The 21,940-nt window shown below is 66.3% G+C and carries 26 protein-coding genes; 16 read left to right on the top strand and 10 right to left on the bottom strand.

Features of this window, described 5'->3' with window-relative positions:
- The first annotated feature begins 224 nt into the window (after positions 1–224).
- Entirely contained in the window at positions 225–1,310 is a 1,086-nt protein-coding gene (gene ychF, locus J1M41_RS03775; RefSeq protein WP_036340374.1) for a redox-regulated ATPase YchF, read from the top strand.
- Between the two features lie 432 nt (positions 1,311–1,742).
- Here ychF and J1M41_RS03770 read toward each other — a convergent pair whose 3' ends face one another.
- Entirely contained in the window at positions 1,743–2,003 is a 261-nt protein-coding gene (locus J1M41_RS03770; protein WP_206451184.1) for a hypothetical protein, read from the bottom strand.
- 404 nt (positions 2,004–2,407) lie between these two features.
- Entirely contained in the window at positions 2,408–3,370 is a 963-nt protein-coding gene (locus tag J1M41_RS03765) for a 5'-nucleotidase (RefSeq protein ID WP_206451183.1), read from the bottom strand.
- 131 nt (positions 3,371–3,501) lie between these two features.
- On the opposite strand from J1M41_RS03765, the gene J1M41_RS03760 reads away from it, so the two are divergent.
- Positions 3,502–3,822, top strand: a complete 321-nt coding sequence (locus J1M41_RS03760) for a hypothetical protein (RefSeq protein WP_241247694.1) — start codon at positions 3,502–3,504, stop codon at positions 3,820–3,822.
- A 21-nt stretch (positions 3,823–3,843) separates the two neighbouring features.
- On the opposite strand, the gene J1M41_RS03755 is transcribed toward J1M41_RS03760, so the two are convergent.
- The 3 genes from J1M41_RS03755 to J1M41_RS12220 all read right to left on the bottom strand — a co-directional run bounded on the left by J1M41_RS03755 (position 3,844) and on the right by J1M41_RS12220 (position 5,777).
- Positions 3,844–4,797, bottom strand: coding sequence for a hypothetical protein (locus J1M41_RS03755; RefSeq protein ID WP_206451182.1), 954 nt, complete (start codon positions 4,795–4,797; stop codon positions 3,844–3,846).
- Positions 4,787–5,350: a hypothetical protein gene (locus tag J1M41_RS03750; protein WP_206451181.1), complete on the bottom strand. Its 564-nt coding sequence runs from the start codon at positions 5,348–5,350 to the stop codon at positions 4,787–4,789. The genes J1M41_RS03755 and J1M41_RS03750 overlap by 11 nt, the downstream gene beginning before the upstream one ends.
- A gap of 304 nt (positions 5,351–5,654) precedes the next feature.
- On the bottom strand, positions 5,655–5,777 hold the full coding sequence (locus J1M41_RS12220) for a hypothetical protein (protein ID WP_274607138.1): 123 nt from the start codon (positions 5,775–5,777) through the stop codon (positions 5,655–5,657).
- A 372-nt stretch (positions 5,778–6,149) separates the two neighbouring features.
- On the opposite strand from J1M41_RS12220, the gene J1M41_RS03745 reads away from it, so the two are divergent.
- Together J1M41_RS03745 and J1M41_RS03740 are read left to right on the top strand one after the other, a co-directional pair.
- The gene (locus tag J1M41_RS03745; protein WP_206451180.1) at positions 6,150–6,440 is read left to right on the top strand and encodes a hypothetical protein; all 291 of its coding nucleotides are present in this window, start codon (positions 6,150–6,152) and stop codon (positions 6,438–6,440) included.
- Between the two features lie 166 nt (positions 6,441–6,606).
- Complete coding sequence (locus J1M41_RS03740) at positions 6,607–7,611, top strand: alpha/beta hydrolase (RefSeq protein WP_342214060.1); 1,005 nt, start codon at positions 6,607–6,609, stop codon at positions 7,609–7,611.
- A 623-nt stretch (positions 7,612–8,234) separates the two neighbouring features.
- Here the strand turns inward: J1M41_RS03740 and J1M41_RS03735 are convergent.
- Positions 8,235–10,313 carry an AAA family ATPase gene (locus J1M41_RS03735; RefSeq protein WP_206451178.1) on the bottom strand — a complete coding sequence of 693 codons (2,079 nt, stop codon included), beginning with the start codon at positions 10,311–10,313 and terminating at the stop codon, positions 8,235–8,237.
- 306 nt (positions 10,314–10,619) lie between these two features.
- On the opposite strand from J1M41_RS03735, the gene J1M41_RS03730 reads away from it, so the two are divergent.
- The 5 genes from J1M41_RS03730 (at position 10,620) to J1M41_RS03705 (ending at position 13,944) form a co-directional block, all read left to right on the top strand.
- A protein-coding gene (locus J1M41_RS03730) for an IS3 family transposase (RefSeq protein ID WP_206451177.1) occupies positions 10,620–11,868 on the top strand; the annotation gives its coding sequence in 2 pieces (ribosomal slippage) (positions 10,620–10,928 and positions 10,930–11,868; 1,248 coding nt in all).
- A gap of 459 nt (positions 11,869–12,327) precedes the next feature.
- On the top strand, positions 12,328–12,528 hold the full coding sequence (locus J1M41_RS03720; protein WP_206451175.1) for a hypothetical protein: 201 nt from the start codon (positions 12,328–12,330) through the stop codon (positions 12,526–12,528).
- 332 nt (positions 12,529–12,860) lie between these two features.
- Positions 12,861–13,121: a type II toxin-antitoxin system Phd/YefM family antitoxin gene (locus J1M41_RS03715; protein ID WP_102708485.1), complete on the top strand. Its 261-nt coding sequence runs from the start codon at positions 12,861–12,863 to the stop codon at positions 13,119–13,121.
- A complete protein-coding gene (locus tag J1M41_RS03710; RefSeq protein ID WP_206451174.1) occupies positions 13,122–13,376 on the top strand; it encodes a Txe/YoeB family addiction module toxin in 255 nt (84 codons plus the stop codon).
- A 1-nt stretch (position 13,377) separates the two neighbouring features.
- On the top strand, positions 13,378–13,944 hold the full coding sequence (locus J1M41_RS03705; protein WP_206451173.1) for a mismatch-specific DNA-glycosylase: 567 nt from the start codon (positions 13,378–13,380) through the stop codon (positions 13,942–13,944).
- A 43-nt stretch (positions 13,945–13,987) separates the two neighbouring features.
- Here J1M41_RS03705 and J1M41_RS03700 read toward each other — a convergent pair whose 3' ends face one another.
- The 3 genes from J1M41_RS03700 to J1M41_RS03690 are packed head-to-tail and all read right to left on the bottom strand — an operon-like array spanning position 13,988 to position 16,034.
- A complete protein-coding gene (locus J1M41_RS03700) occupies positions 13,988–14,770 on the bottom strand; it encodes an SCO1664 family protein (RefSeq protein WP_206451172.1) in 783 nt (260 codons plus the stop codon).
- Complete coding sequence (locus J1M41_RS03695; protein WP_049145873.1) at positions 14,770–15,312, bottom strand: DUF3090 domain-containing protein; 543 nt, start codon at positions 15,310–15,312, stop codon at positions 14,770–14,772. The genes J1M41_RS03700 and J1M41_RS03695 overlap by 1 nt, the downstream gene beginning before the upstream one ends.
- Complete coding sequence (locus J1M41_RS03690) at positions 15,309–16,034, bottom strand: histidine phosphatase family protein (RefSeq protein ID WP_178329127.1); 726 nt, start codon at positions 16,032–16,034, stop codon at positions 15,309–15,311. The genes J1M41_RS03695 and J1M41_RS03690 overlap by 4 nt, the downstream gene beginning before the upstream one ends.
- Before the next feature lie 258 nt (positions 16,035–16,292).
- Between J1M41_RS03690 and J1M41_RS03685 the strand changes: the two genes are divergently transcribed.
- From J1M41_RS03685 to aqpZ, 4 genes are all read left to right on the top strand, one after another.
- On the top strand, positions 16,293–16,553 hold the full coding sequence (locus J1M41_RS03685) for a hypothetical protein (protein WP_070708871.1): 261 nt from the start codon (positions 16,293–16,295) through the stop codon (positions 16,551–16,553).
- Between the two features lie 9 nt (positions 16,554–16,562).
- Positions 16,563–16,928 (top strand): NUDIX domain-containing protein, encoded by a 366-nt coding sequence (locus tag J1M41_RS03680; protein ID WP_240739684.1) that lies wholly within the window; start codon positions 16,563–16,565, stop codon positions 16,926–16,928.
- A 103-nt stretch (positions 16,929–17,031) separates the two neighbouring features.
- Entirely contained in the window at positions 17,032–17,178 is a 147-nt protein-coding gene (locus tag J1M41_RS12305; protein WP_308409834.1) for a hypothetical protein, read from the top strand.
- Between the two features lie 11 nt (positions 17,179–17,189).
- Complete coding sequence (gene aqpZ / locus J1M41_RS03675; RefSeq protein WP_308409835.1) at positions 17,190–17,792, top strand: aquaporin Z; 603 nt, start codon at positions 17,190–17,192, stop codon at positions 17,790–17,792.
- A gap of 23 nt (positions 17,793–17,815) precedes the next feature.
- Here the strand turns inward: aqpZ and J1M41_RS03670 are convergent, their stop codons facing one another.
- On the bottom strand, positions 17,816–18,616 hold the full coding sequence (locus J1M41_RS03670) for a formate/nitrite transporter family protein (RefSeq protein ID WP_083325298.1): 801 nt from the start codon (positions 18,614–18,616) through the stop codon (positions 17,816–17,818).
- A gap of 7 nt (positions 18,617–18,623) precedes the next feature.
- Here J1M41_RS03670 and J1M41_RS03665 point away from each other — a divergent pair, with 7 nt between their 5' ends.
- The 3 genes from J1M41_RS03665 (at position 18,624) to J1M41_RS03655 (ending at position 21,927) form a co-directional block, all read left to right on the top strand.
- The gene (locus J1M41_RS03665) at positions 18,624–19,448 is read left to right on the top strand and encodes a patatin-like phospholipase family protein (RefSeq protein ID WP_070708873.1); all 825 of its coding nucleotides are present in this window, start codon (positions 18,624–18,626) and stop codon (positions 19,446–19,448) included.
- A gap of 28 nt (positions 19,449–19,476) precedes the next feature.
- Positions 19,477–21,129, top strand: a complete 1,653-nt coding sequence (gene abc-f / locus J1M41_RS03660; protein WP_206451171.1) for a ribosomal protection-like ABC-F family protein — start codon at positions 19,477–19,479, stop codon at positions 21,127–21,129.
- 114 nt (positions 21,130–21,243) lie between these two features.
- The gene (locus tag J1M41_RS03655) at positions 21,244–21,927 is read left to right on the top strand and encodes a type 1 glutamine amidotransferase domain-containing protein (RefSeq protein WP_060973484.1); all 684 of its coding nucleotides are present in this window, start codon (positions 21,244–21,246) and stop codon (positions 21,925–21,927) included.
- Positions 21,928–21,940: the final 13 nt, after the last annotated feature.

Here is a 21,940-nt window from a genome sequence, read left to right as displayed (position 1 = left end):
GGCTGGGGCTGCCGGGCCCCGTGGCCGCTGGGCCTCTGGGTTCCGTGGGCAGGAGAGCGAAGGTTTCTGCCCCCGGAAGCGAAAACCCTGCCGGTTCTGCCCCCGGAACAGGGGAGAGCGCGCTTTCTGCCCACGGAGCGGGCGGGGCTGCCGGTTCTGCCCACGGAACGGGGCCGGTGCGGGACGCCTCCGCTGCGGTGGGCCCGCCGGTAGACTGCCGGACTGTGGCTTTGACTATCGGATTCGTGGGACTGCCCAACGTGGGCAAGTCGACCCTGTTCAACGCGCTGACGCGCCAGACCGTGCTCGCGGCGAACTACCCGTTCGCGACGATCGAGCCGAACGTGGGCGTGGTGAACCTGCCGGACGAGCGGCTGCCCCAGCTGGCCGAGATCTTCGGCTCCGAGCGCATCCTGCCGGCGACGGTGTCCTTCGTGGACATCGCGGGCATCGTGAAGGGCGCCTCCGAGGGGGAGGGCCTGGGCAACCAGTTCCTGGCGAACATCCGCGAGGCCCACGCGATCGCCCAGGTGGTGCGTGCGTTCGACGACGGCGACGTCGTCCACGTGGACGGCAAGGTGGACCCGGCCTCGGACATGGAGACCATCAACACCGAGCTGATCATCGCGGACATGCAGACCGTGGAGAAGGCGATCCCGCGCGTCGAGAAGGAGGTCAAGGGCAAGAAGAAGGAGCCCGCCGACCTCGAGGCGCTCAAGGCCGCGCTCGCGGTGCTGGAGCGGGGCGAGACGATCTTCGCGGCGAAGGACAAGGACAAGCTGGACATGGACCGGCTGCGGGAGCTGAGCCTGCTCACCGCCAAGCCGTTCATCTACGTGTTCAACTCGGACGAGGGTGTGCTGGGGGACGAGGCCAAGCAGCAGGAGCTGCGCGATCTGGTGGCCCCCGCCGACGCCGTGTTCCTGGACGCCAAGCTCGAGTCCGACCTCGTGGAGCTCTCCGAGGAGGAGGCCGCCGAGATGCTGGAGATGGCCGGGCAGGACGAGTCCGGGCTGGACCAGCTGGCCCGCGTCGGCTTCTCCACCCTCGGCCTGCAGACGTACCTGACGGCGGGGCCGAAGGAGACGCGCGCGTGGACCATCCCGGTCGGCGCGACGGCGCCCGAGGCTGCCGGCGTGATCCACACCGACTTCCAGCGCGGCTTCATCAAGGCGGAGATCGTGAGTTTCGACGATCTGATCGCTGCTGGGTCCATGGCCGATGCCAAGGCTGCCGGCAAGGTGCGCATGGAGGGCAAGGACTACGTCATGAAGGATGGCGACGTGGTCGAATTCCGTTTTAATGTCTAAAAATTGGCTTTGACCTGGGGTTCTATCTTCTCGACTTCTGATTGAGGCCGGTGGGCGAGTTCCGATCCACCATCATGCCCGGAGCGTTTCTGCCACTGAACAGGGGTTTTATAGTTCTAGGTTGGCGGGTGATGGACGAGTTCCGATCTACCACTACGCAGTGGTCTGGCAGGCTCGGATGAACTGTTCTGGGGCAAGTTCGAGTTGTCCGGCGGGTGATTCCGCCGGCAAGAGCGGTGACTCAAAAATCAACTTGACTCAAAAGTCGGTGACCCCAACGAGACCTGGATTCACTAGGGCCGGTTAGCTTTCCGCCGGGGCGCAAGTGGTCTTTTCCCACTGGCTGGTTGCGAGGATCGAGTTTCTGGGGATCTACAGCTAACTCAGCTCGTCTCTTGCGGGTGATTGAGCGCAGAGTTCGGGGATTCAGTGTCACTGATGGATCAACACGTAACCGCGCCGCTTGGACCCTTGGAAATTGTCGCGAAGTTCGCGCATTGTCGTTTCCTTGAGCTCGTCGGAGAACGGAATGCTGCAACCTCCGCTTCCGCCACCCCGCGAGTAACCGGGGCCGGCGTTCGGCTCGCAGCGAAGGTCCGGGGGAACCTGCCGATCCACCTCGACGCAGATGTCGTGGAGGTGTTTGGAATGGCATTCAATCTTGACACTGACGTATCGGTCGGGCTGAGGCATCTTTGTCTCCTTGTGGTAGCGCCAGAAACTGCAGGCTCCCACGCGTGTGGCGGTGGCCACCGACATTCGACTTTCCAAGCGACTGTAGATCGGAAGCGGGCCGCACGGTTGCTTTGCCGTCTCACGCGGCGATGGTCGGCTCGGGAACGCCACCAGCCGGACTGGTCGGGCTGACCCGGACGCCAGGCATTGGAGAGTAAATGAGTCTCCGCCATTTGGACATTCCGGGTGGTCGCTAATGTGTAGGAGTCTTCGAGGACCGGCAGGTGCATGCTCCGACATTGCAGTTCTGATAGCCCCGAAAACTATGCCGATTGCATTTTCCTCGGATCGCCCCAACTGTAGGTTCGCTTCCGATGGCTGAATGAGCGGTTCTGTGGCAACCAGGCCGTCCTCAGGTGCGGCTACTCGGACGTTGCTGCAGGCTGTGCTGCAAGATTCTTAACTCCAAACGGGACATGCACACTCGGAACAACTGCACTCGTCCCTTCCAGATGAGTCATCTGATCGTCAAAAAAGATGTGCGGCTTGAGAATCGCCAAGACATCAGACTTCTCCCATCCGCCGAGGAAGAACGCATCGTTCACGCGCAAACCCCAAGACTTCAGCGTGCGTATCGCACGGGTGTGCGCCGGAGCGTTGCGCGCAGTAACCAGAGCGACGAACAGATGCCGTCGATAGTCTACGTTCGCTCTCGCTTGCTCGTCCTCGAGATCCTGTATCCGGTTTATGGCCGCGAGCAGGTCCTTCATCGGGCCGGGCGGTAGCGGGGTTGCCTGATTTTGAGCTTCGTGTTCCCAGAATTTATCGATGCCATCAGCGGCGTAGATCTGCTCTGCTGAGTCGTCTGCCAGTACTGCATCAAAGTCGAACGCGATGCGGAGATCGAGGTCGTCGGGATCGTCCGCGGCGAGTTGCCCTGCCTGTCCAACGACCCGACCGGCGGGGTAGCCGCGCTCGAGAGCTTCCTTCACGTCATCCGGATTTGCGGACAAGAATAGCTTCATCTTGAAGGCGGGCATGAACTTGAAAGGTGAGCGACCTTGCATGAAGACCGCCCGCGTCATAGGAAGCCCGTGGGTTTCAATCGATCGCATGACTCGTGCCCCGGTCTCGGGGTCATTGCGCGAAAGGACAACTACCTCAACGAGCGCGGGGCCGTCAGCCTTTAGCCTGTTTAGGGTCAGTAGACGCTTGATGAAGGCGAATGCGATTCCTGGTGAAAGCTGCGTCTCGTAGTTCTTCTCTTGGAAGTGCCGGTATGCGTCCTCGCCCTGCTCTTCGAATACTGCGTTGGACTCGGTGAGATCGAACAGTGCACTGGATGCGATACCGATGACAAGGGTCTCGTCGCCATTAACAGACATACCGCAATCGTAGCGGCCCTCGGGACTGGTTCGCTGTGCAGGAAGCTGGTCAGCGCCTCGTTGGGTTCCATCCCACCGTGGAGCCGGTGGGGAAGCGGTTGGCAAACCTGCGCATTACGTCCATCGCCTGCGTGGACCAGCTCGATGGCTGGAACGGTATCGATTCGTGGCTGGATGCCGAGCGCACGCTGGGTGCAACCATCGGCCGTCAGGTCATGGAAGCTGCCAGGCCCGGCGACACTGTGGAACGGCGGCTGGAGAACCTCGACCCGCTGATGACCTGGGCACACGTGCTGAGCAGCAACCTGCGCCACTTCAGATCGGTCGGCCACGACGCGGATGCCCTTGCCAAGCTCCAGGCCAACGCGGAAGGGATGGTGCATGACATCCATGCACGTCACGGATGGGATCTGCCGCCGTGGTCCAACCCCAGGATCCAGCCGCTGGAGTAGCCAGTTGGCAGTGACTTGGCCTTAGGGGTTGCTCAGTACGGTGAACGACGTGGCCGTGTACTTGGGCTTCACTTCGCCAGCGGGACCAGTTTCCTCCGTGACCGCCACATCGACTGAAACTGACATGCCGGTGCGCAGCGTCGCAGTGTTCGCCGTAGGGATCTTCTTCGCGTCGACTTTGACGATCTCGCCATCCTCGATCTCCAGTTGCCAAGCGCTGATCTCGCTGACTGTCCGCAAGATGCCGCGGATGGTGGTCGGCTCGAGCTCGAGTTCCCGAGAAGCGATGAGTTCCCCGATGTGAGCGAGCTCGGCCGTAGAGAGGCGCGTGCGAAGGCGCGCCTGGCGAGGCTGGGACCAGGTGAGATCCGGCTCGAAGCCCGACTTCACCAGACCAGTCGAGAAGTCGCGCAACGTCGTGGCGACGCGCGGTCCGTACTCGCGTATGCGCGCCAAGAAATCGCTGGTGTCGGCGTCTGGGCCTAGACGGCGTCCGTCCTCGAGCAGCCCCAGTGCTCGCTTCATGGCGGTGTCGACCAACTGGGGCTCTGCGTTGTCGTCGCCGAACAGGCCGACTTGGCCATCAGGCGAGATCTCGTCCGCGGGAGAAGTCGCCGGGACGATCTGCAGGATGAGGCTTCCCGGCAAAGGCGAACCGTTGAGGTTCAATCGGGTTTTAGAGACGACGTCAGATGGCGGCTGCCCCCGCAACGACTTGTGCCCCTTCGCTGCAAGGCCTGTTGCAAGCACAAGGCGCTGGAAATTGCGGAGCGTGTCAGCAATCCCGTCGATCGCACCCGAGTGGATGGTGATTCCCGGTCCAGTCAGGCGCAGCGCACCCGAAGAAGCATCGCGCCGCAGCAGGCCGTGCTCAGCGCGCAGGCTTTCGATGCTCATGCGCGCGAGGTCATCGGCGTCCTGCCACTCAGCTTCACCTTGGACGCCGGCCTTGAACTGCTCCCAGTCAAACGCCATGGAAACCGTCCAGGGTCACTTCGAAGTAACCGCGCTGCGGCAGGGCATCCGGCCGCTGCGGAGGATCTTCTTTCGCGCCGTTGCGCTTGCGCATCCAGAAGTCATCCCAGTAGCCACGGTTCAACGCATATGACTGGTGCTCGACTGAGTGGGCGCGGTCCGCCTCGGGGAACACGTGCCATAGGCAATATCGGGTATCAACGCGCAGGCCCGTTGCTGGCCGGACCTGGTTCGTCCCGAACAACTGCAGGAGGTACCGATCCTTGGGGTCGGTCACCCGGTCGACGAGAACGTCTTCGCACCAGTAGACGAGGTCGATGTCGTCAGGGTCGATCTTGTCGGTGAGGAAGCTGCCGCCCACCCACACGCACACCACGGGGACAACGGAGCGGATGCCCTCGGTGGCCGACTCGAAGTGCTGCCAGATCTCGGCGCGGGTAGCCGACTCCGCGAACCGGGGATCGTCAACGTAGTGGGACTTGATCTCATCCAACGACGCGCCGAATCGGCCCAGCGGAAGCAGCCCGGTCTGCTCATCAAGTGCAGGCAGCACCAAGTCACCTCCCTGTGGGTCGCAGTCACCTGTCATTATGTCCTACCAAGGGCTGCCGACAGCGACGGACGCGAGATCGGGTCGACCGCTCCCGCTGCAACACCTTCTGCGCCCACGGAACGAGCGAGTTGGCGGCCCAGGCAGGGTGTGCAACCACAGGTGGCTTGCGTCAAATGCCTCAGAAGCGGTGACAATGCCCGACAGCGCCGACAGCTGCTAGCAGGCCAGCGGGATGCTTAGCAACACTTGCGTTGGTCGCAGGGCAGCGTGAGGCGGGCAGGGCTCCGTTGGGTGCAGTAAGCCTTCAATCCTGCGCGGAGGCAGTCAGCTCCATCATCGCGTTGGCGTAGGCGTTGCCGTCTATCTTGCCGTCGTCATACTGACGCATCAACTCGTCGATCCTGGCTTTCAGCTCGTCCCGATCCATGTCTTACTCCGCCTCGTCCTCATGCTCGCACCAGTGTTTGCCGTCGTGGCCGGTCTCCAGACGACAGAACATGCCTCCCAGCTTGTGCCGACCATGAGGGAAGTACAGGGCATTGCACCACTTGTCTGAATCGACCACGGGGGCCTCCATCTCGTTGGTAAGTTTTATCATTCGAACTGAAGTGCCCGATGCATCGACGTCGTGCTACCTCGCGCACCTGCTTTCGAAGCCTACGGCTCAGGAAGCGTCTCGCGCGCCCTGAACGGGATCGAGCGATGTGTGCGTCGAGCGTCTGGACGAACCTCGCCGCCTATGCTCGATTCGGTCGTCGCGCCCGGGATGGGCCAGCCCGTCGAAGTGATTGGAGTATCCGTGGGACTGTTTGACGTTTTTCGCCGCAAGACTTGGGAAGAAGAAAATGCCTACGAGGGTGGCACGCCGCCGTGCCCCCGCTGCGGTACGTCGTTGACCAAGCGTTACGAGTTCTCCGAGATATACTGCGACAGCTGCAAGTACGGACTCGACGATGACGAGCACGACGACCAGAGCGATGAATCGTTGAGCGTCTACGAGGCTGCAAGCATCTGGGCCTCGAATGGGAAGGATGACGACTACACCTTCGGCTATTCCGAGGCTGAGCTCGACGCAGCGCTGGGCAGCTAGTCCGGCGTCGACCGAGTGGTCTGAACGCGGTCACCAATGATTGACGACCACAGGTTGGTATGTACCGGAACTCGGTTGAATTCAGGTTCAATGTCTAATACAGGCTTCTTGCCTACCTACCTGCGCATCAGTCCCTGACGCCGGGCACTCCCGTAACATTGCGGGTATGAATGGGGCGCTTTCGAAGGGTCGAGCGAATGTGCCACCGGCACGGGCTGGCCGACTTGACTCCACGGACCGCCGGTACGAGCCTTTCGTGCGCCTCGTCCCTGCACCAGTGCGGCGGGTGGCCTCGTCGTGGAGGTGGGATGCGCCGGACGGGGGTGGTTCGTGGGACCTGCACATCGAGCACGTGGGTGCCCCGACGGCTTCGGTCCGAATGCTGCTTGTCCATGGAGCGGGAGGGAACGCGGCGGCGATGTGGCCCTACGCTGCACACCTGAGTCGCCTGGGCGCTCGGGTTACGGTGGTCGATCTGCCCGGTTACGGGCGAACGATCCGGGTGCGGCGTGGACGCCGCAGCGTTAGTTATGGCGACTGGCAGCAGCTGCTCGTCGATCTCGTGGGTCGCGAGCATGACGAGCGGCCAATCGTCCTCGTCGGGGCGAGCATGGGTGGTGCCCTCGCGGTCGACACCGCTGCAGTGACCGGACTGGCCAAGCGGGTCATCGCGACTTGCCTGCTCGACCCGACTCGGCCGGGCATCGCTGCCGCCATCGTGCGAGCCCCGTGGATAGCGCCGCTGGGATTGCCACTGCTGCATTTCGCCCGGGGGCTAGCGGCGAATCCACGGATCCCGGTCCGCGTGCTGACCCCTATGTCTGCGATTTCGAACGACCCTGGCCTCAGTCATGCAGTGCTCACCGACCCGTGCGGCGGTGGTGGCGCGATGCCGGTGGGCTGGTACCGCTCGTTCCTCGAGGCAGGTCCGGCTATTCCACCCGAGCAATACCAAGGACCACCGGTCGTGCTGTTGCATCCGGCCGAGGATCGTTGGACTATGCCGGAGCTCAGCCTCGACTACCTTGGTCGGCTTCACGGCAAGACCCGGGTCGTGATGCTTCCTGGCTGCGGCCACTTCCCCCTCGAGGAGCCCGGCTTCCAGGTCCTCCTGGACGAGGTTTCGGATGAGATGGAACAGGTGCTGGATGACCAGCGGAGAGGCAGCTGAGTCGGCCATTCGCGGTGAGGGACCGTAGCCCTGAGACCGGTCTGGCCCGGTGAGGCGTGCATGCGTTCCTGGCCGTGGCGACGTGGTGGAGTTCCGGTTCAACGTGTAGTCGAGGCCTTATCGACGAACTGCCGCGGACGGTGATTACTGTGTCCGAGACCGGGTAATTTGTACCGTGGTGGTGTGAATTGATCCACTCTTCATTATACTGATCAGGTGGTCGCCCATGGGCATCATCCCGCTGCCAGACCTTTCGACAAGTGCATCAGCGAAATCCTTAGAGTGAGTGCGTTCGAGTTGCGCAAGGTGGAGTTTCCGGCACTGTGATGCATGATCATCTTCACGGCAGGATGGAGGATGTGGACTCTATTGTTGGGGGGAGAGTCGGGTAGCTAGTAGCCGATGGCACAAAGATTCCGATAACTGCGGGGCACTTGATTGCGATCACCCGGTAATTTATGCGGTTCGTGAACGACGGATGCGACGACGGCGGTCTCGTGGCCGTGCACGTCTGGTCACTGCTCTGTCCCGAAGCCTATTCGGTTATGGATGTTTTGAGCTTTCGAATCGCCGCCTAACCTCTCGAAATGAGGAGCCAAACAATAAAGTTTCTGAGTATCGCATCAGTTGTATATCTTAGAGAATATGCCTTGGAGTTCCTGCACCACATCGTCAGCATCTTCACCATGGAGTTCGCGTAGAGCTTCAAGACTTGTGATTTTCTCGCAGAACTCAATTGCCGTCGCGACCTTGTCTCTGCCCGCGTTCGTCCGGCAGTAGGTCTCGAGGTCGCCCCGACGCAGAACGAATACATTCTCTTCGGCGAGAGATGAGATTACGGTGTCGCGTGCAGAAGCGATCTCCTCCGAGGACGGATTTTCGAGTTCGTTCAGCTTGGCATCACCATTGCCAGCGTCGAAGAGCTCGCTCAGCGTCTCATCCAGGAGCCGGGCAACGTTATCGCTAGGAGCGTCGCGCCAATTAGACAGGTGGGACTGCGCGGCAGACCACAGCTCGCTGGCATTTCGGCGACCGGTGATGCTCCGCACTCTCTTGCTATTAAGCTCGCTAGTATCAGAAATCATTTCGCTGATCAGTCCCATCAGCCTTGAGTGCGCGGCTCGGGTCTCCGTATCTCGGGTCAGTTGCTCAAAGCCGCGCACGAGGGCATCCAAGTCGGTGATGACATGGATCGGGATCATGAAGCTGGAGAAGAACTCCCTGTAGCGGTTGATGTTCCCCTTGCCGTCGATCTTGACGAACATGATGTTCTTGTCGATGTCGTCCCAGTCCTGATTGATCAATCGCGCCAGATGGGGATAGGTGAAAGTGTCGCTGTCACCTTCGACCAGGACGACGCGCTGCGCAAAGAATGCGGCTTCGTTGTTCTCGTGTTGCACGATCTGATAGGCGTCCCGATGACCGATCGTGAGGTCAACGGGGTGCGCGGTTACCCCATCATCGGTCTTCTGGAGCCGGGCGAAACCCTCCGTCCCAGGGCGGAAGAACCCTGGAGAATGGGTCGTGACCAACACCTGGTGCTCGTTCGAGAAGGTGCCCAGGGCCGCCATAAGCTGGCGCTGAGCACGGGGGTGCAGGTAGAGCTCCGGCTCTTCGAAGAGTAGGACATAAGAGGGGCGCGGCGATTCTGATCGAGTATCGTCGCTCAGGCCGGTGCTCCGAATGCTTGCGTACGCTCGGAGCAGGGCAAATAGGACAGTCCGTTTGAGGCCGTCGCCCTTGCTGGAAATGGAGCCCTCGTGCCCGTCGTCGACGCGTAGCTCGGCACCGGATAGCAGCATGGATAGCGTCGGTGCGGGCACGTCCATGCGGAGTGAGACGCCGGGAAAGCTCGCGCGGACGAACTCTTCGATCGTCGATTCAATGCGTTGGACGGCCTCAAGTCGAGCGTCGACTTCCAAGCCGTCGTCATTCAGAGAACGGTTGAGTTTCTGATACACGGAGCGGAACTGATCGTTGATGTCGCTGAACTGGTCCGCTACTTCATCGAAGAGCAGTTCGAGAAGCTTGCTAAAGGCTGACGTCCCGGTAGATTTCGCCTCCACGGAGGCATCCTTCACGGCTTCGATGTAGATCACGGACGGGAGGAGCGGCTTGACGGACTGTGCGATGCCCGTGGGGTATGCGGTGGGTGTCTCTTCTAGTTCCTCGGGTGGAAGCTGCCCGACCAGTTCAGTCCACGCGTCTTTGACCTGCTGCTGAGTTGGCGCTGCGGGTAGCGCGGCTTTCATCGGGGGCAGTAATTCGACGACCGTTTGACGGAGCTGAGCGCCCTTCTTTCCTTTGATTGCCGAGTTGAGTGATTCTTGGCTCCATGACGGGTCGCGCGGGCCAAGCTTCAAGTACCTAGATTCGGCTTTCCCGTCGATTTCCTGCGTGCGAACGATCGTGAGCACGCCGTCCCTGAGCATTTCGCGTACCCGGTCTCGATGCGTCTCGTTCACCCTTCGAAGATCTTCCTCGTCGATCCCCTCGATGCGTAGTTCGACGCTCGCCGGCAGTTCTGGGTTCCGGAAATCCTCGGCGCTGAGCTTCTTGTCTTCTAGGACGTACTGGATCGCATGGAGCACAGACGACTTCCCTGCGTTATTCTCACCAATGAGGCACCCGAGCTGGGGTAAGGGGAGATCGGTGTTACTGTGGGCGCGGAAATTCTTGATTCTGACCTGGGTAAGGCGCACGGGAAGCTCCTAGTTTCGGGTCTGCTGGCGGTATCGAAAAGATGCGCGTCCGGCTCGCGTCTTCAGCCGCATCATCAATGACAGGTGGTAATTTCATCCTACCAAGCGAGGGGAGCGACGATCAGGCACCGACGCTTCGCACGCCATTCGGTCGGCGGGGGCGAACAGCTGGCCGACGCGGCCTAGGGGTAGTCACCGACCGGGGACGAAGGAACGGGCCTCTGGACTGCACGATGGGTGTTGTCTAAGCAACCTGAATCGCTCCGGGTCTGGTGGAGGCTCTGATCCAACGGAAGGATGCAGAGCATGCCCGCACCACGGAAGTACCCCGACGAGCTCCGCGAACGCGCCACGCGGATGACGCTGGAAGCCCGTCAAGACCCCGCCACGAGGACCGGAGCATTCCGCCGCGTAGGAGAACAGCTCGGGATCAATCCCGAGACGCTGCGCAACTGGGTCCGCCAAGCCGAGATCGACCACGGCCACCGCCCCGGAATCACGACCAGCGAAGCCGCCCGGGTGGCCGAGCTGGAGAAGGAGAACCGTGAACTACGGCGGGCGAACGCGATCCTGCGCTCGGCGTCGGCTTTCTTCGCGGCGGATGCTCGAGACGCCCACAGCGCTGATCGTGGACTACATCGACGAACACAAGCACGAGTTCGGTGTCGAGCCGATCTGCGCCACGCTGTCCGCGGCAGGCACACAGATCGCACCGAGCACGTACTACGCGGCCAAGACGCGCCCTCCTTCAGTGCGCAGCCTGCGCGATGAGCAGGTGCTCGTGGAAATCCGGCGGGTGCATGAGGCCAACTACGGGGTCTACGGGGCCCGGAAGGTCCACGCGCAACTGCGGAGGGAGGGCCTGCAGGTGGCCAGGTGCACGGTGGAGCGGCTCATGCGAGCCGCAGGCCTGCGCGGGATCAGCCGCGCGAAGGGACCGAGGACCACGGTCCCAGGCCGCGGCCCGGATGAGCGTCAAGACCTGGTCCAGCGAGACTTCACCGCGGCGGCTCCGAACCAGCTGTGGGTCGCTGACATCACCTACTGCCGCACTTTCAGCGGATGGGTGTACGCCGCGTTCATCATCGACGTGTTCTCTCGACGGGTGCTGGGTTGGCAGCTGTCGAAGTCGCTGCGCACGGACCTGGCCCTGGACGCGTTGGAGATGGCGTTCTGGACGCGTCAGCGCGCAGGCCAAGACGTGGCCGGGCTACGGCATCACAGCGATAAAGGAGTCCAGTACGTCGCCGTGCGATACACCCAGCGGCTCGCCCAGGCCGGCGCAGTCGCCTCAGTCGGCTCGACGGGGGACTCGTATGACAATGCCCTCGCGGAGGCGTTCAACTCGCTGTTCAAGGCGGAGCTGATCCGGAACAAGGGGCCATTCAAGTCCATCGAGGACCTGGAGATCGCGGTCGCGGAGTACATCGACTGGTTCAACCATCGTCGTGTGCACGGCGAGATCAGGCTGGTCCCTCCGGTCGAGTTCGAGGACGTCTACCATCATGAGAACCCCGTGCCGGCGCCCGCCGGGACGGCACTTACGAGCCTCTAACAAACCCGGGGCGATTCAGTCCGCGTTCTCACTGGCCGAAGTCTCGGTCGAGGATTTGGGTGTCTGGGCGGCATCGTCTGTGTTCGACAGATTCGTCGGCGCTCCGGACGGCAAGATCGACGGGAATGGGCACATCTCGGTGAAGCCTGCCGAAGTGTGGTCGGTTTCGGTCGGTAGCACCCAGTATCACCTCGTACATACCCGTACACTCCCGTACTTCGACCATCGCAAGGGTGGCACTATCGGGCGCATGACGGACACCGTCTCCCTCCGTGTCGCATCCGCGGACCGTTCTCCCTGCACGATGCGCTGCAAGCGGCGAGCCTGGTGCAGGACCCGATCTCCCTGGCGATGAATCGCGCTGCAGGCCTAAATTGGCTTCGGCTGGAGATTGCAGGGACCGAGTCACTTTTGCCGAACGGTCAGCCTGGGCCGTGTCGGCGCGCGGATGTGCTCTAGATGCGCCGCCGCACGGCATTGGATCTGGTTCTCTGCTCCAGGAGCCAGGTCCGGTTCTTCACCTCGCGCACCTCGGTATTCTCCGCCGCAGTGGCGCCGGACGTGAACCCGTCTTGGCTCATTGGCCCGCGTCATCCCGTTCCGCAGACAGGTCTCAGCGATGCCGAAGTCGGCGGCGATCTGCTTAATCGTCTGCCCTGACTCCTGGCTGCGAACGACGTTCACAACGTCGTCGCGGCACTCTCTGATATACGGCTCGGGGACAGTGCATTTCCTGCCAGCTGCGCAACCCAGCGCCGCAGTTCGATGTTACCTATCCGTGCGGCAGCCTCTGAACCTGTATGCCATCGCTGAGTTCCGGCGAGCGTTCCGCCTCATCCCGGCCCTCATGTACGTCGCCGCGAGGATTCTTGCCGGACCTCACTCACAAGCCCTCAGGGCAAGGAGTTCTGCCTCCGGCAGGGTGCCTCCTGAGTTCCACCTCACCGACTGGTACCATAAACAGGTACCACGACGCGCCCGAGGAGGCCCCCATGTCCATCAGTGCCAGTGAAGCCCGCAAGACCCTGTTCCCGCTCATCGAGCGAGTGAACGCGGACCGCGAGGCCGTGGAGATCGTCTCCCGCAAGGGCAACGCCGTCCTCATGCCCGCGGACGAGTACGCCGCCTGGCAGGAGACCGCCTACCTGTTCCGCTCCCCGGCCAACGCCCGGCGGCTGCTGGACGCCTACGAGCGCGCCCGCGCAGGGAGCGTCGAAGAGCATGCCCTGGACCGCCTGGACGGGGACGCCTGAGTGCGCCTCGTGTGGGACCGCTCCGCCTGGGAGGACTACACGCACTGGCAGACCTCGGACCGCAAGGTCCTCCAACGGATCAACACCCTCATCGACGCCGCCCTGCGTGATCCCGTCGAGGGGATCGGCAAGCCCGAGCAGCTGAAGTACGGCGCGGCCGGGGCATGGTCCCGGCGCATCACGGAGGAGCACAGGCTCGTCTACCTCGTCGACGGCGAGGACCTGATCATCCTCCAGGCGAGGTATCACTACTGACATGCGCTTCACCCAGGCCGAGCTCCAGCAGTTCCGCGACCGCACCGTCCCCGACCTGCTGCCAGACCCGCTGCGGCTGCTGTTCATCGGCATCAACCCCGGTCTGTGGAGCGCCGCCACCGGTGCGCACTTCGCCCGCCGCGGCAACCGCTTCTACCCGGCCCTGCACCGTGCCGGGCTCACCCGGCACCTGATCGACGCCTTCGACGGCTACAAGGCCGAGGACCTCGCCGAGCTGCACGCCCGCGGCATCGGGATCTCCAACCTCGTCCCGCGGGCCTCCGCCCGCGCCGACGAGCTCACCGCGGAGGAGCTCGCCGCCGCCCCCGCCCGCCTGGACGCGCTCGTGGCCGCGCACGCGCCGGCCGTCGTCGCCGTGTTGGGGGTGACGGCCTACCGGCAGGCGTTCGGACGCCCGAAGGCGGCGCTGGGGGAGCAGCAGACGCCGTGGCCGGGCACGCGGCTGTTCGTGGCGCCGAACCCCAGCGGGCTCAACGCCCACGCCACCGTGGACTCGCTCGCCGCGGACTACCGTGCGGCCGGTGTCGCGGCGGGGCTCGTGGACTGAGTGCACCCGCCGTCCCTGCGGCCGCGCTGACGCCTCAGGCCCGTCAGAACAGCGGCCAGGGCACGGCCGGCGTCAGCCCGCTCGGGGCAGGGAAGATCCCGTCGTCGAGCAACCGGGCACAGCGTTCGGCAAGGGCGTCGACTTCCTCGGCACCCAGCAGCTCCGCCAGCCCCTGCCCCAGCTCGCCGTCGAGCCCGTCGAGAACCCGGGCGACGCCGTCGCGCTCCTCCTCGTTCAGCGCCTCGCCCAGCCAGCCCCACAGCACGGTGCGCAGCTTGTCGTCCACATGGAAGGTCAGCCCGTGGTCCACGCCGTGGCGGTGGCCGCCGGGCATGGCGAGGATGTGGGCGCCCTTGCGGTCGGCGTTGTTGACGAGCACGTCGAACACCGCCATGCGGCGCAGCGCCGCCGAATCCTCGTGGGCCAGGACCAGCCGGTTTCCGTCCTCGTCCTCGCCCTCCAGGATCGTGAGCCACCCCGCGGTCGGCACCTGGTCCGCCGGGAACAGGTCCACAGCATCCTGCTCAGGATCCTGCTCCTGCCAGAGCTGCACCATGCCCTTACCAAACGGGCCGTCGCGCAGCCAGGTGCGCGGCACAATGTCCCACCCCAGCGCCTCGGACACCAGGTGCGCGGCCACCTCCCGGCGGGCCAGGGTGCCCGCGGGGAAGTCCCACAGCGGGGCCTCGCCGGCCACCGGCTTGTAGACCACCGGGGTGTCACCGATCGCGCCGAGGAACGTGGCGTTGGACGCCGTCGTGATGCGGCCGGTGAGCGTCAGCTCCCCGGCCACCAGCTCGCCGGCGGGCACGTCCGCGGCGCTCATCAGGAGTCGGGGAGAGTGCAGTCGTGGCCGTCGGGGTCGATGGGCTGGCCGCAGTCCGAGCAGAACGGACGCCCGGCGTCCACGACCTCCCGGGTGCGCCGGGCGAACGCCCGGGCCGCGCCGACGGGCATGCGCACGCGCACGGCCTCAGCGTCCGCCTCGAGCGCCGGGTCGGCGTCGTCGTCGGAGAGGGGGTGCGCGTCGATGAGCACCTGCGCGGTGGTGGGGTCCCAGCCCAGGCCGATGGCCCCCACCCGGAACCACTCCTGCACCGGGTCCAGCGGATCGTTGTCCACGAGTTCCACGGGCGTGCTGGCCGGGACGCTGTGCGGGTTGCCCTCCAGCGCCATGAGATCGTCGAGGATCTCGTCGATCATCTCCGCCATCAGGGCCGACTGCTGCTTCTCCAGCGCCAGGCTCACCAGCCGGGGCCCGGTGCGCACCTGCAGGTAGAACGTGCGGGCGCCGGGACGCCCGAGCGTCCCGATCACGACCCGATCCGGCCAGTCGAACTCATGGGCGGGGGCAGGTGCATCAGTCATGCCACGATCCTAGGCGTCCGCTCGTCCACCGCACCGGTGCCCGTGCCTGCGCCGCCGCCCACCGGGGCGTCGTCGGACGGGCCGAGGGTCGCCAGCCAGGACAGGTCCCCGGCGTCGGTGTTCATCGCCCAGACCCGCGGGCGGGCCGGACCGTAGCTCACGATGGACACGGAGGCGGGCCCCACCTCGATCCGCTGGAACAGATCCAGGTGCGTGCCGAGCGCGTCGGCCAGGATCGACTTGATGACGTCCCCGTGGCTCACCGCCACCCACACCGCCCCGGGCCCGTGCTCGGCCTCGACCGCGGCGTCGTGCCGGCGGATCGCCGCCACCGCGCGGGCCTGCATGCCCGCCATGGACTCCCCACCGGGGAAGACGACGGCGGACGGCTGGGTTTGCACCGTCGCCCACAGGGACTCGGTGGCCAGGTCGCTGAGCGCGCGCCCCTGCCACTGGCCGTAGTCGCACTCGGTGAGGTCGTCGTCGACCAGCGAGGGCACCGTCCCCGGCTGGCGATCGAGGAGGGCGCGGGCCGTCTGCGCGCACCGCTCCAGGGGACTGGCCACCACCGCGGCCACGGGCACGGCCGCGATCCGGTCCGCGGTGCGGGCCGCCTGCTCCCGTCCGTGATCGTCCAGGCTGACCCCGGGGGTGCGGCCTGCCAGCAGTCCCGTCGCATTGGCCGTGGTGCGGCCGTGCCGCACGAGGAGAACCGTCGCCATGGCCTCAGCGTAGCGAGGGGATGCCCGCCTCTCGCGGACAAAGCCTCGCGGCCATGACGCAAAGGGTCAGTGACGCAACGCGAGCACGCCTATGCCCGGCAAGGCTGACGCCCGTCTGCAGGCCTCGAACGCCCGGAGCAGGCCCTCGAGGCCTAGGACGGCGCCCTGCTGCTGGTCACCCACGACCGCCGCATGCTCGAGGCCGTCCGACTCGACCGCCGCTGATACCCTCCCCCGGTAGTCAACCTCCTGCTCTCGGTGACGTTCGCGTGCGGCGTGGCGATCGCCGGGCTCCACGTGGTGAACCGGCGGTTCATCACGCCGATGTACGACGTCGTCCTCAACCTGGCCGCGTTCCTCGCCGCCGTCGCCTCCTCCGTGCTCCTGGGGCACGTGCTGCCCGCGGTGTTCGCCGCGCTGGCCGTGCTCGCCTGGCTGATCCTGGCCGTCCGCACGGTGCGCGCCCGCCGCGCGGGACATAAGTCTGCCGGCCAGCGCCCCGCCGGCGCCGGCCTCTAGGCTGGCGCCATGTCCTTCCTGATCCCTTCCGTCCCCGTCTCCTGCGGCTGCCGCCGCGAGGTCCGGGAGGAGACGGGGCTGGAGGTGACCGCCGGGCGGCTCGTCGCCGTCGACACGCGGCCCAGCAAGGCCGACGGCCGGATCGGCCTGCGCTTCCTCTTCCGCGCCGTCCACCCGCTCACTGCTGCGGACGTCGCCGCCATCCGCCTGCAGGAGGACGAGGCCTCCGAGCATAGCTTCGTGACGTGCCAGGAGGCCCGGAAGCTCCTGCGCCCGGCGATCGCCCGCCGCGTCGACGCCGCCTGGGACGCCGCGCACTGCGTCTACCTGGAGGACGGGCGTCCCGCCGCGGGGGTGGATCAGCCGGCGGGCTGAGGCCCGTCCTCCGGCCGGACGAGCGGTGCCCGGCGGCGTCCCCGTCCCGGATGAGGGCCGCTGCCTGATCTGCGGGCGTGATCGTGGCGGCGCGGTCAGGAGGGTGGACGCGGGACGAGACGGTGCGCCCAGGCAACGGCGGGACGGTCCCACGGACGGCGCTGCCGTGTTCTCCGCATCCGTGATCGACGACGCCACAGGCGTCAACATGGGCATCGGCTTCCTCGGCGTCGCCCTCGGCTTCGCCTGACCGTGGTGGCCATGGCCTACGCCGTGGGTCACGTCTCCGGCGGTCACTTCAACCCGGCAGTCACCCTGGGTGCGGCGCTCGCGGGTCGTCTGCCGTGGAAGCTCACTGTGCCGTACTGGATCGCCCAGCTCGTGGGCGGCGTGGCGGCCGGCGGCGTGCTGCTGGCGATCGCCTCCGGTCGTCCGGGCTACTCGCTTGCGGAGAACGGCCTGGCCACCAACGGCTACGGCGAACTCTCGCCCGCCGGCTACTCGATGGGCGCGGTGTTCCTGACAGAGGCGCTGCTGACCGCCGTGTTCCTCTACATCATCCTCGGCGCCACGGACCGCCGTGCTCCGTCCGGCTTCGCGCCGCTGGCCATCGGCCTGACCCTCACGCTGATCCACCTGATCTCCATCCCCGTGTCGAACACCTCCGTGAACCCCGCTCGCTCCTTCGGCGTGGCCCTGTTCGCAGGCGGGGACGCCCTCGGCCAGGTCTGGCTGTTCTTCGTGGCCCCGTTGTTGGGCGCCGCGGTCGCCGGTCTCAGCTACCGCTTCGTCTTCCCCAACTCCTCCCGGATGACCGAGGAGCTGCCCGAGCCCGCCGCCGACGGGACGCGTGACGCCGTCTGACCCCTGCCATTCGGACCTTGCCCTCACCGCCCCTTCTCTTCCCGCACCTCCTTGGAACGCAGCAGGCGCGGCGCCGTCGTCAGCGCCAACCCGCCGAGGATGTTCAGGGGGATCACCCACCACACCCAGCTGAGCCACTCGAGCCAGCCCACGCCGTGCGCTCCGGACGGGATGGCTCCGATGATGAGGATCGAGTCCATCACCGAATGGAAGAGCGAACCGCCGGCGAGGACGACGGCTCCGGCGACGGACGCGACGATCATCGCCGTCGGGCTGTCCGTCCCGGCCTGCATCCGCGTCACGAGGGTGATCGCCACCCCGGCCAGGACCGCCAGGGCGGCGCCCTGCCAGCTGAAGCCGATGTCCAGGAAGTGGTGGGCGCTCTCGGCCAGGGTGCCGTGCAGGTCGGGGAACCCCGCCACCACGAGGGCGATCATCACGGTGCCGCCGAGGAGGTTCATCACGAGGGTCACCGCCCACAGACGCAGCAGCTCCATCCACGTGCCCCGGCCGGCGGCGATCGCGGTGATCGGGTAGTAGAACCCCTCCGTGAAGAGCTCGGAGTGGGCGAGGAACAGGCTGACCAGGCCGATGGAGAACGCGAGTCCGGCCAGCAGGTGGCTGCCCGTCTCGTGGAGCGTGAGCAGGTACGCGAGCAGGCCGATCGTGATCTCGACGCCGCCCAGGAACCCGGTGGTCGTCAGGGCGGTGAGGGACCGATGCAGGCGTTCCGCGCCCTCGTCTGCCGCCTCCCTGTGGGCCGCCGGCCTGCCGGAGACGGACTGACCGGCATCGCTCCCTTCACGGTCATGTCCGTGGCACACTGGGCCCATGATGCATGACGAACGGCCCACGGGTCGGCTGGGCCTCGCCCTGGGCGGCGGAGGAGCGCGCGGGCTGTGCCACATCGGGGTCTGGCGGGTGCTCGAGGAGCTCGACATCCGCCCGGACGTGCTCGCGGGAACGAGCATGGGCGGCCTCCTCGGCGCGCTCATAGCCGCCGGTCATGACGCCGCCTCGCTCGAGAAGATCGAGCGGAGCGTGGACTGGCCGCGGCTCATCAACTGGGGCCTGACCGGCGGCATCCTCTCCAGCGAGAGGCTGCGGGCCTGGCTCCGCGAGCTGCTCCCGGACACCTTCGAGGAGCTGCAGATTCCCCTGGTGCTCACCGCGGCCGACGTCGTCGAGGGCCAGACCCGCTACCTGAACACCGGGGACCTCATCACCGCGATCCAGGCGACCACCGCCTACCCCGGCGCGCTGGAGCCGGTGACCGTGGGGGACTCCGTGCTGGTGGACGGCGGCATCCTCAACCAGATCCCGGTGGACGGGGTGCGCTTTCTGGGCGCGCAGCGGGTGATCGCCGTCGATGCCACCACGCTCGAGCCCCTGGAGCGGCCGGAGCCCGGGGCGCGCACCCGCCGTTCGCCCGCCACGTCGCTGCGCCAGGCCATGCGGGCGATCGACGTCATGCAGGCCCAGCTCACCACCGTCCGGCTCTCGCTCTACCGGCCGGACGTGCTCATCAGCCCGCCGATCGAGGGGATGACGGTCGCGGACTTCCGCAGCTCCGGCGTCGCCATCGCGGCGGGAGAGGAGGCGACGCGCGCCCGGGCCGAGAAGCTCGTGGAGCTCAGTCGCGGCAGAATGGCCTGACGCCCGCCGCACTTCCGTCAGGAGCACCATGACCGCCACCCTTGTCGCCTCCGGCCTCGCCGGCGGCCACGGCCACCGCACGCTCTTCGAGGATCTGGACCTCACGGTCGCGCCCGGGGACGTCGTCGGCGTCGTGGGGGCCAACGGCGCGGGCAAGTCCACCCTGCTGCGCATTCTCGGCGGGGACCTCGCGCCGCAGGCCGGCACGGTCAGCCTGGCCCCGGCCGACGCGTTCGTGGGCTGGCTGCCGCAGGAGCACGAGCGGGTGCCGGGGGAGACGGTCGCCGGGTACATCGCCCGCCGCACCGGCTGCGCCGAGGCCACTCGAGAGATGGACGCCTCCGCTTCGGGCCTGGCGGACCCGGACGTCACGGACGCCGCCGCAGACCGCTACAACACCGCCCTCACCCGCTGGCTGGCCTCCGGCGCCGCGGACCTGGAGGAGCGCATCCCCGCCGTCCTGGCCGACCTCGGCCTCGACCTCTCCGCCTCCCCGGAACAGGTCCTCATGACCTCCCTCTCCGGTGGGCAGGCCGCCCGCGTCGGCCTCGCCGCGCTGTTGCTCTCCCGCTTCGACGTCGTGCTCCTGGACGAGCCCACCAACGACCTGGACCTCGACGGTCTGACCCGCCTGGAGGCCTTCGTGCAGGAGCTGCGCGGCGGCGTCGTGCTGGTGAGCCACGACCGCGAGTTCCTGGCCCGCTGCGTCACCCGCGTCCTGGAGCTCGACCTCGCCCAGCGCACCAACCGCGTCTACGGCGGCGGCTACGAGGCCTACCTCGAGGAGCGGGCCACCCTGCGCCGCCAGGCCCGGGAGAAGTACGAGGAGTTCGCCGAGCAGAAGCAGGACCTCGTCTCCCGCGCCCGCACCCAGCGGGAGTGGTCCAGCCAGGGCGTGCGCAACGCGATGAAGAAGTCCCCGGACAACGACAAGCTGCGCCGCAAGGCCAACAGTGAGTCGAGCGAGAAGCAGGCCCAGAAGGTCCGGCAGATGGAGAGCCGCATCGCGCGCCTGGAGGAGGTGGAGGAGCCACGCAAGGAGTGGAGGCTGGAGTTCACCATCGGCGCGGCGCCGCGCTCCAGCTCCGTGGTCGCCACCCTCAACGATGCCGTGTTCCGGCTGGGTGGCTTCACGCTCGGCCCGGTGTCCCTCCAGGTCAACGCGGGAGAGCGGATCGGCATCACCGGGCCCAACGGGGCCGGCAAGTCCACCCTGCTGCGCGGGCTGCTGGGCCGCCAGGCCCCGGACGAGGGCACGGCCGCCCTGGGATCCAGCGTGCAGATCGGGGAGATCGACCAGGCGCGCTCACTGCTGGCCGGGACCGCCCCGCTCGCTGCGGCCTTCGAGGCGCTCGTGCCCGAGATGGCCTCCGGGGAGGTGCGCACCCTGCTGGCCAAGTTCGGCCTCAGGGCCGACCACGTGAACCGCCCCGTGGACGAGCTCTCTCCCGGCGAGCGCACCCGGGCATCCCTGGCCCTGCTCCAGGCCCGCGGGGTGAACGTCCTGGTGCTCGACGAGCCCACCAACCACCTGGACCTGGAGGCCATCGAGCAGCTCGAACAGGCCTTGGAGACCTATGAGGGCGCCCTGCTGCTCGTCACCCACGACCGCCGCATGCTGGACACCGTCCGCACCGACCGCCGCTGGCAGGTCCAGGACGGGCGGGTGACGGAGCGCTGATGTCCCGGGCACGGCGGCCGCGGCGTGAGGCTGGTGGGCGCCGTCACCCTTGCCCGAGATTCGGTTGTGTACGACCATGAGGGTTCAGTCCCCACCGACGAAAGGGCCCCAGACATGTCCCGCATCCTGATGATCCTCACTTCGCACGACCAGCTGGGAGACACCGGCCGCAAGACCGGGTTCTGGCTCGAGGAGTTCGCCTCGCCCTACTACGTCTTCACGGACGCCGGCCACGAGGTCACCCTGGCCTCGCCCCGCGGCGGCCAGCCGCCCATCGACCCGACGAGCTCGCAGCCGGAGATGCAGACCGACGCCACCCGCCGGTTCGACCAGGACGAGGAGGCCAAGGCCGCCCTGGCCCACACCACGCCCCTGGCCCAGGTGGACGTGGACGGGTTCGACGCCGTCTTCTACCCGGGCGGTCACGGCCCGCTGTGGGACCTGGTGTCCGACGCCGACTCCACGCGGATCATCCTCGACAGCGACGCGGCCGGGCGCCCGCTCGGCCTCGTCTGCCACGCGCCCGGGATCCTGCACCCGATCACCGCCGCCGACGGCACCCCGTTCGTGCGCGGCCGTCAGGTCACCGGGTTCACCAACGGCGAGGAGGAGGCCGCCCAGCTGACGGACGTCGTCCCGTTCCTCGTCGAGGACTCGCTGATCGCCGCCGGCGCGGACTACCGCAAGGGCCCGGACGGGGAGAGCTTCGTGGTCACGGACGGCACCCTGGTGACCGGCCAGAACCCGGCCTCCTCCGCCGACGCCGCCCGCCGCCTCCTGGACCTGCTCGCGCGCTGACCCTCCACCGAGC

This window comes from Micrococcus sp. KRD096 (assembly GCF_017168495.1).
Taxonomy (GTDB): domain Bacteria; phylum Actinomycetota; class Actinomycetes; order Actinomycetales; family Micrococcaceae; genus Micrococcus; species Micrococcus luteus.
Note: the sequence above shows the minus strand (reverse complement) of the source record. Positions and strands in the feature narration are given on the sequence as shown.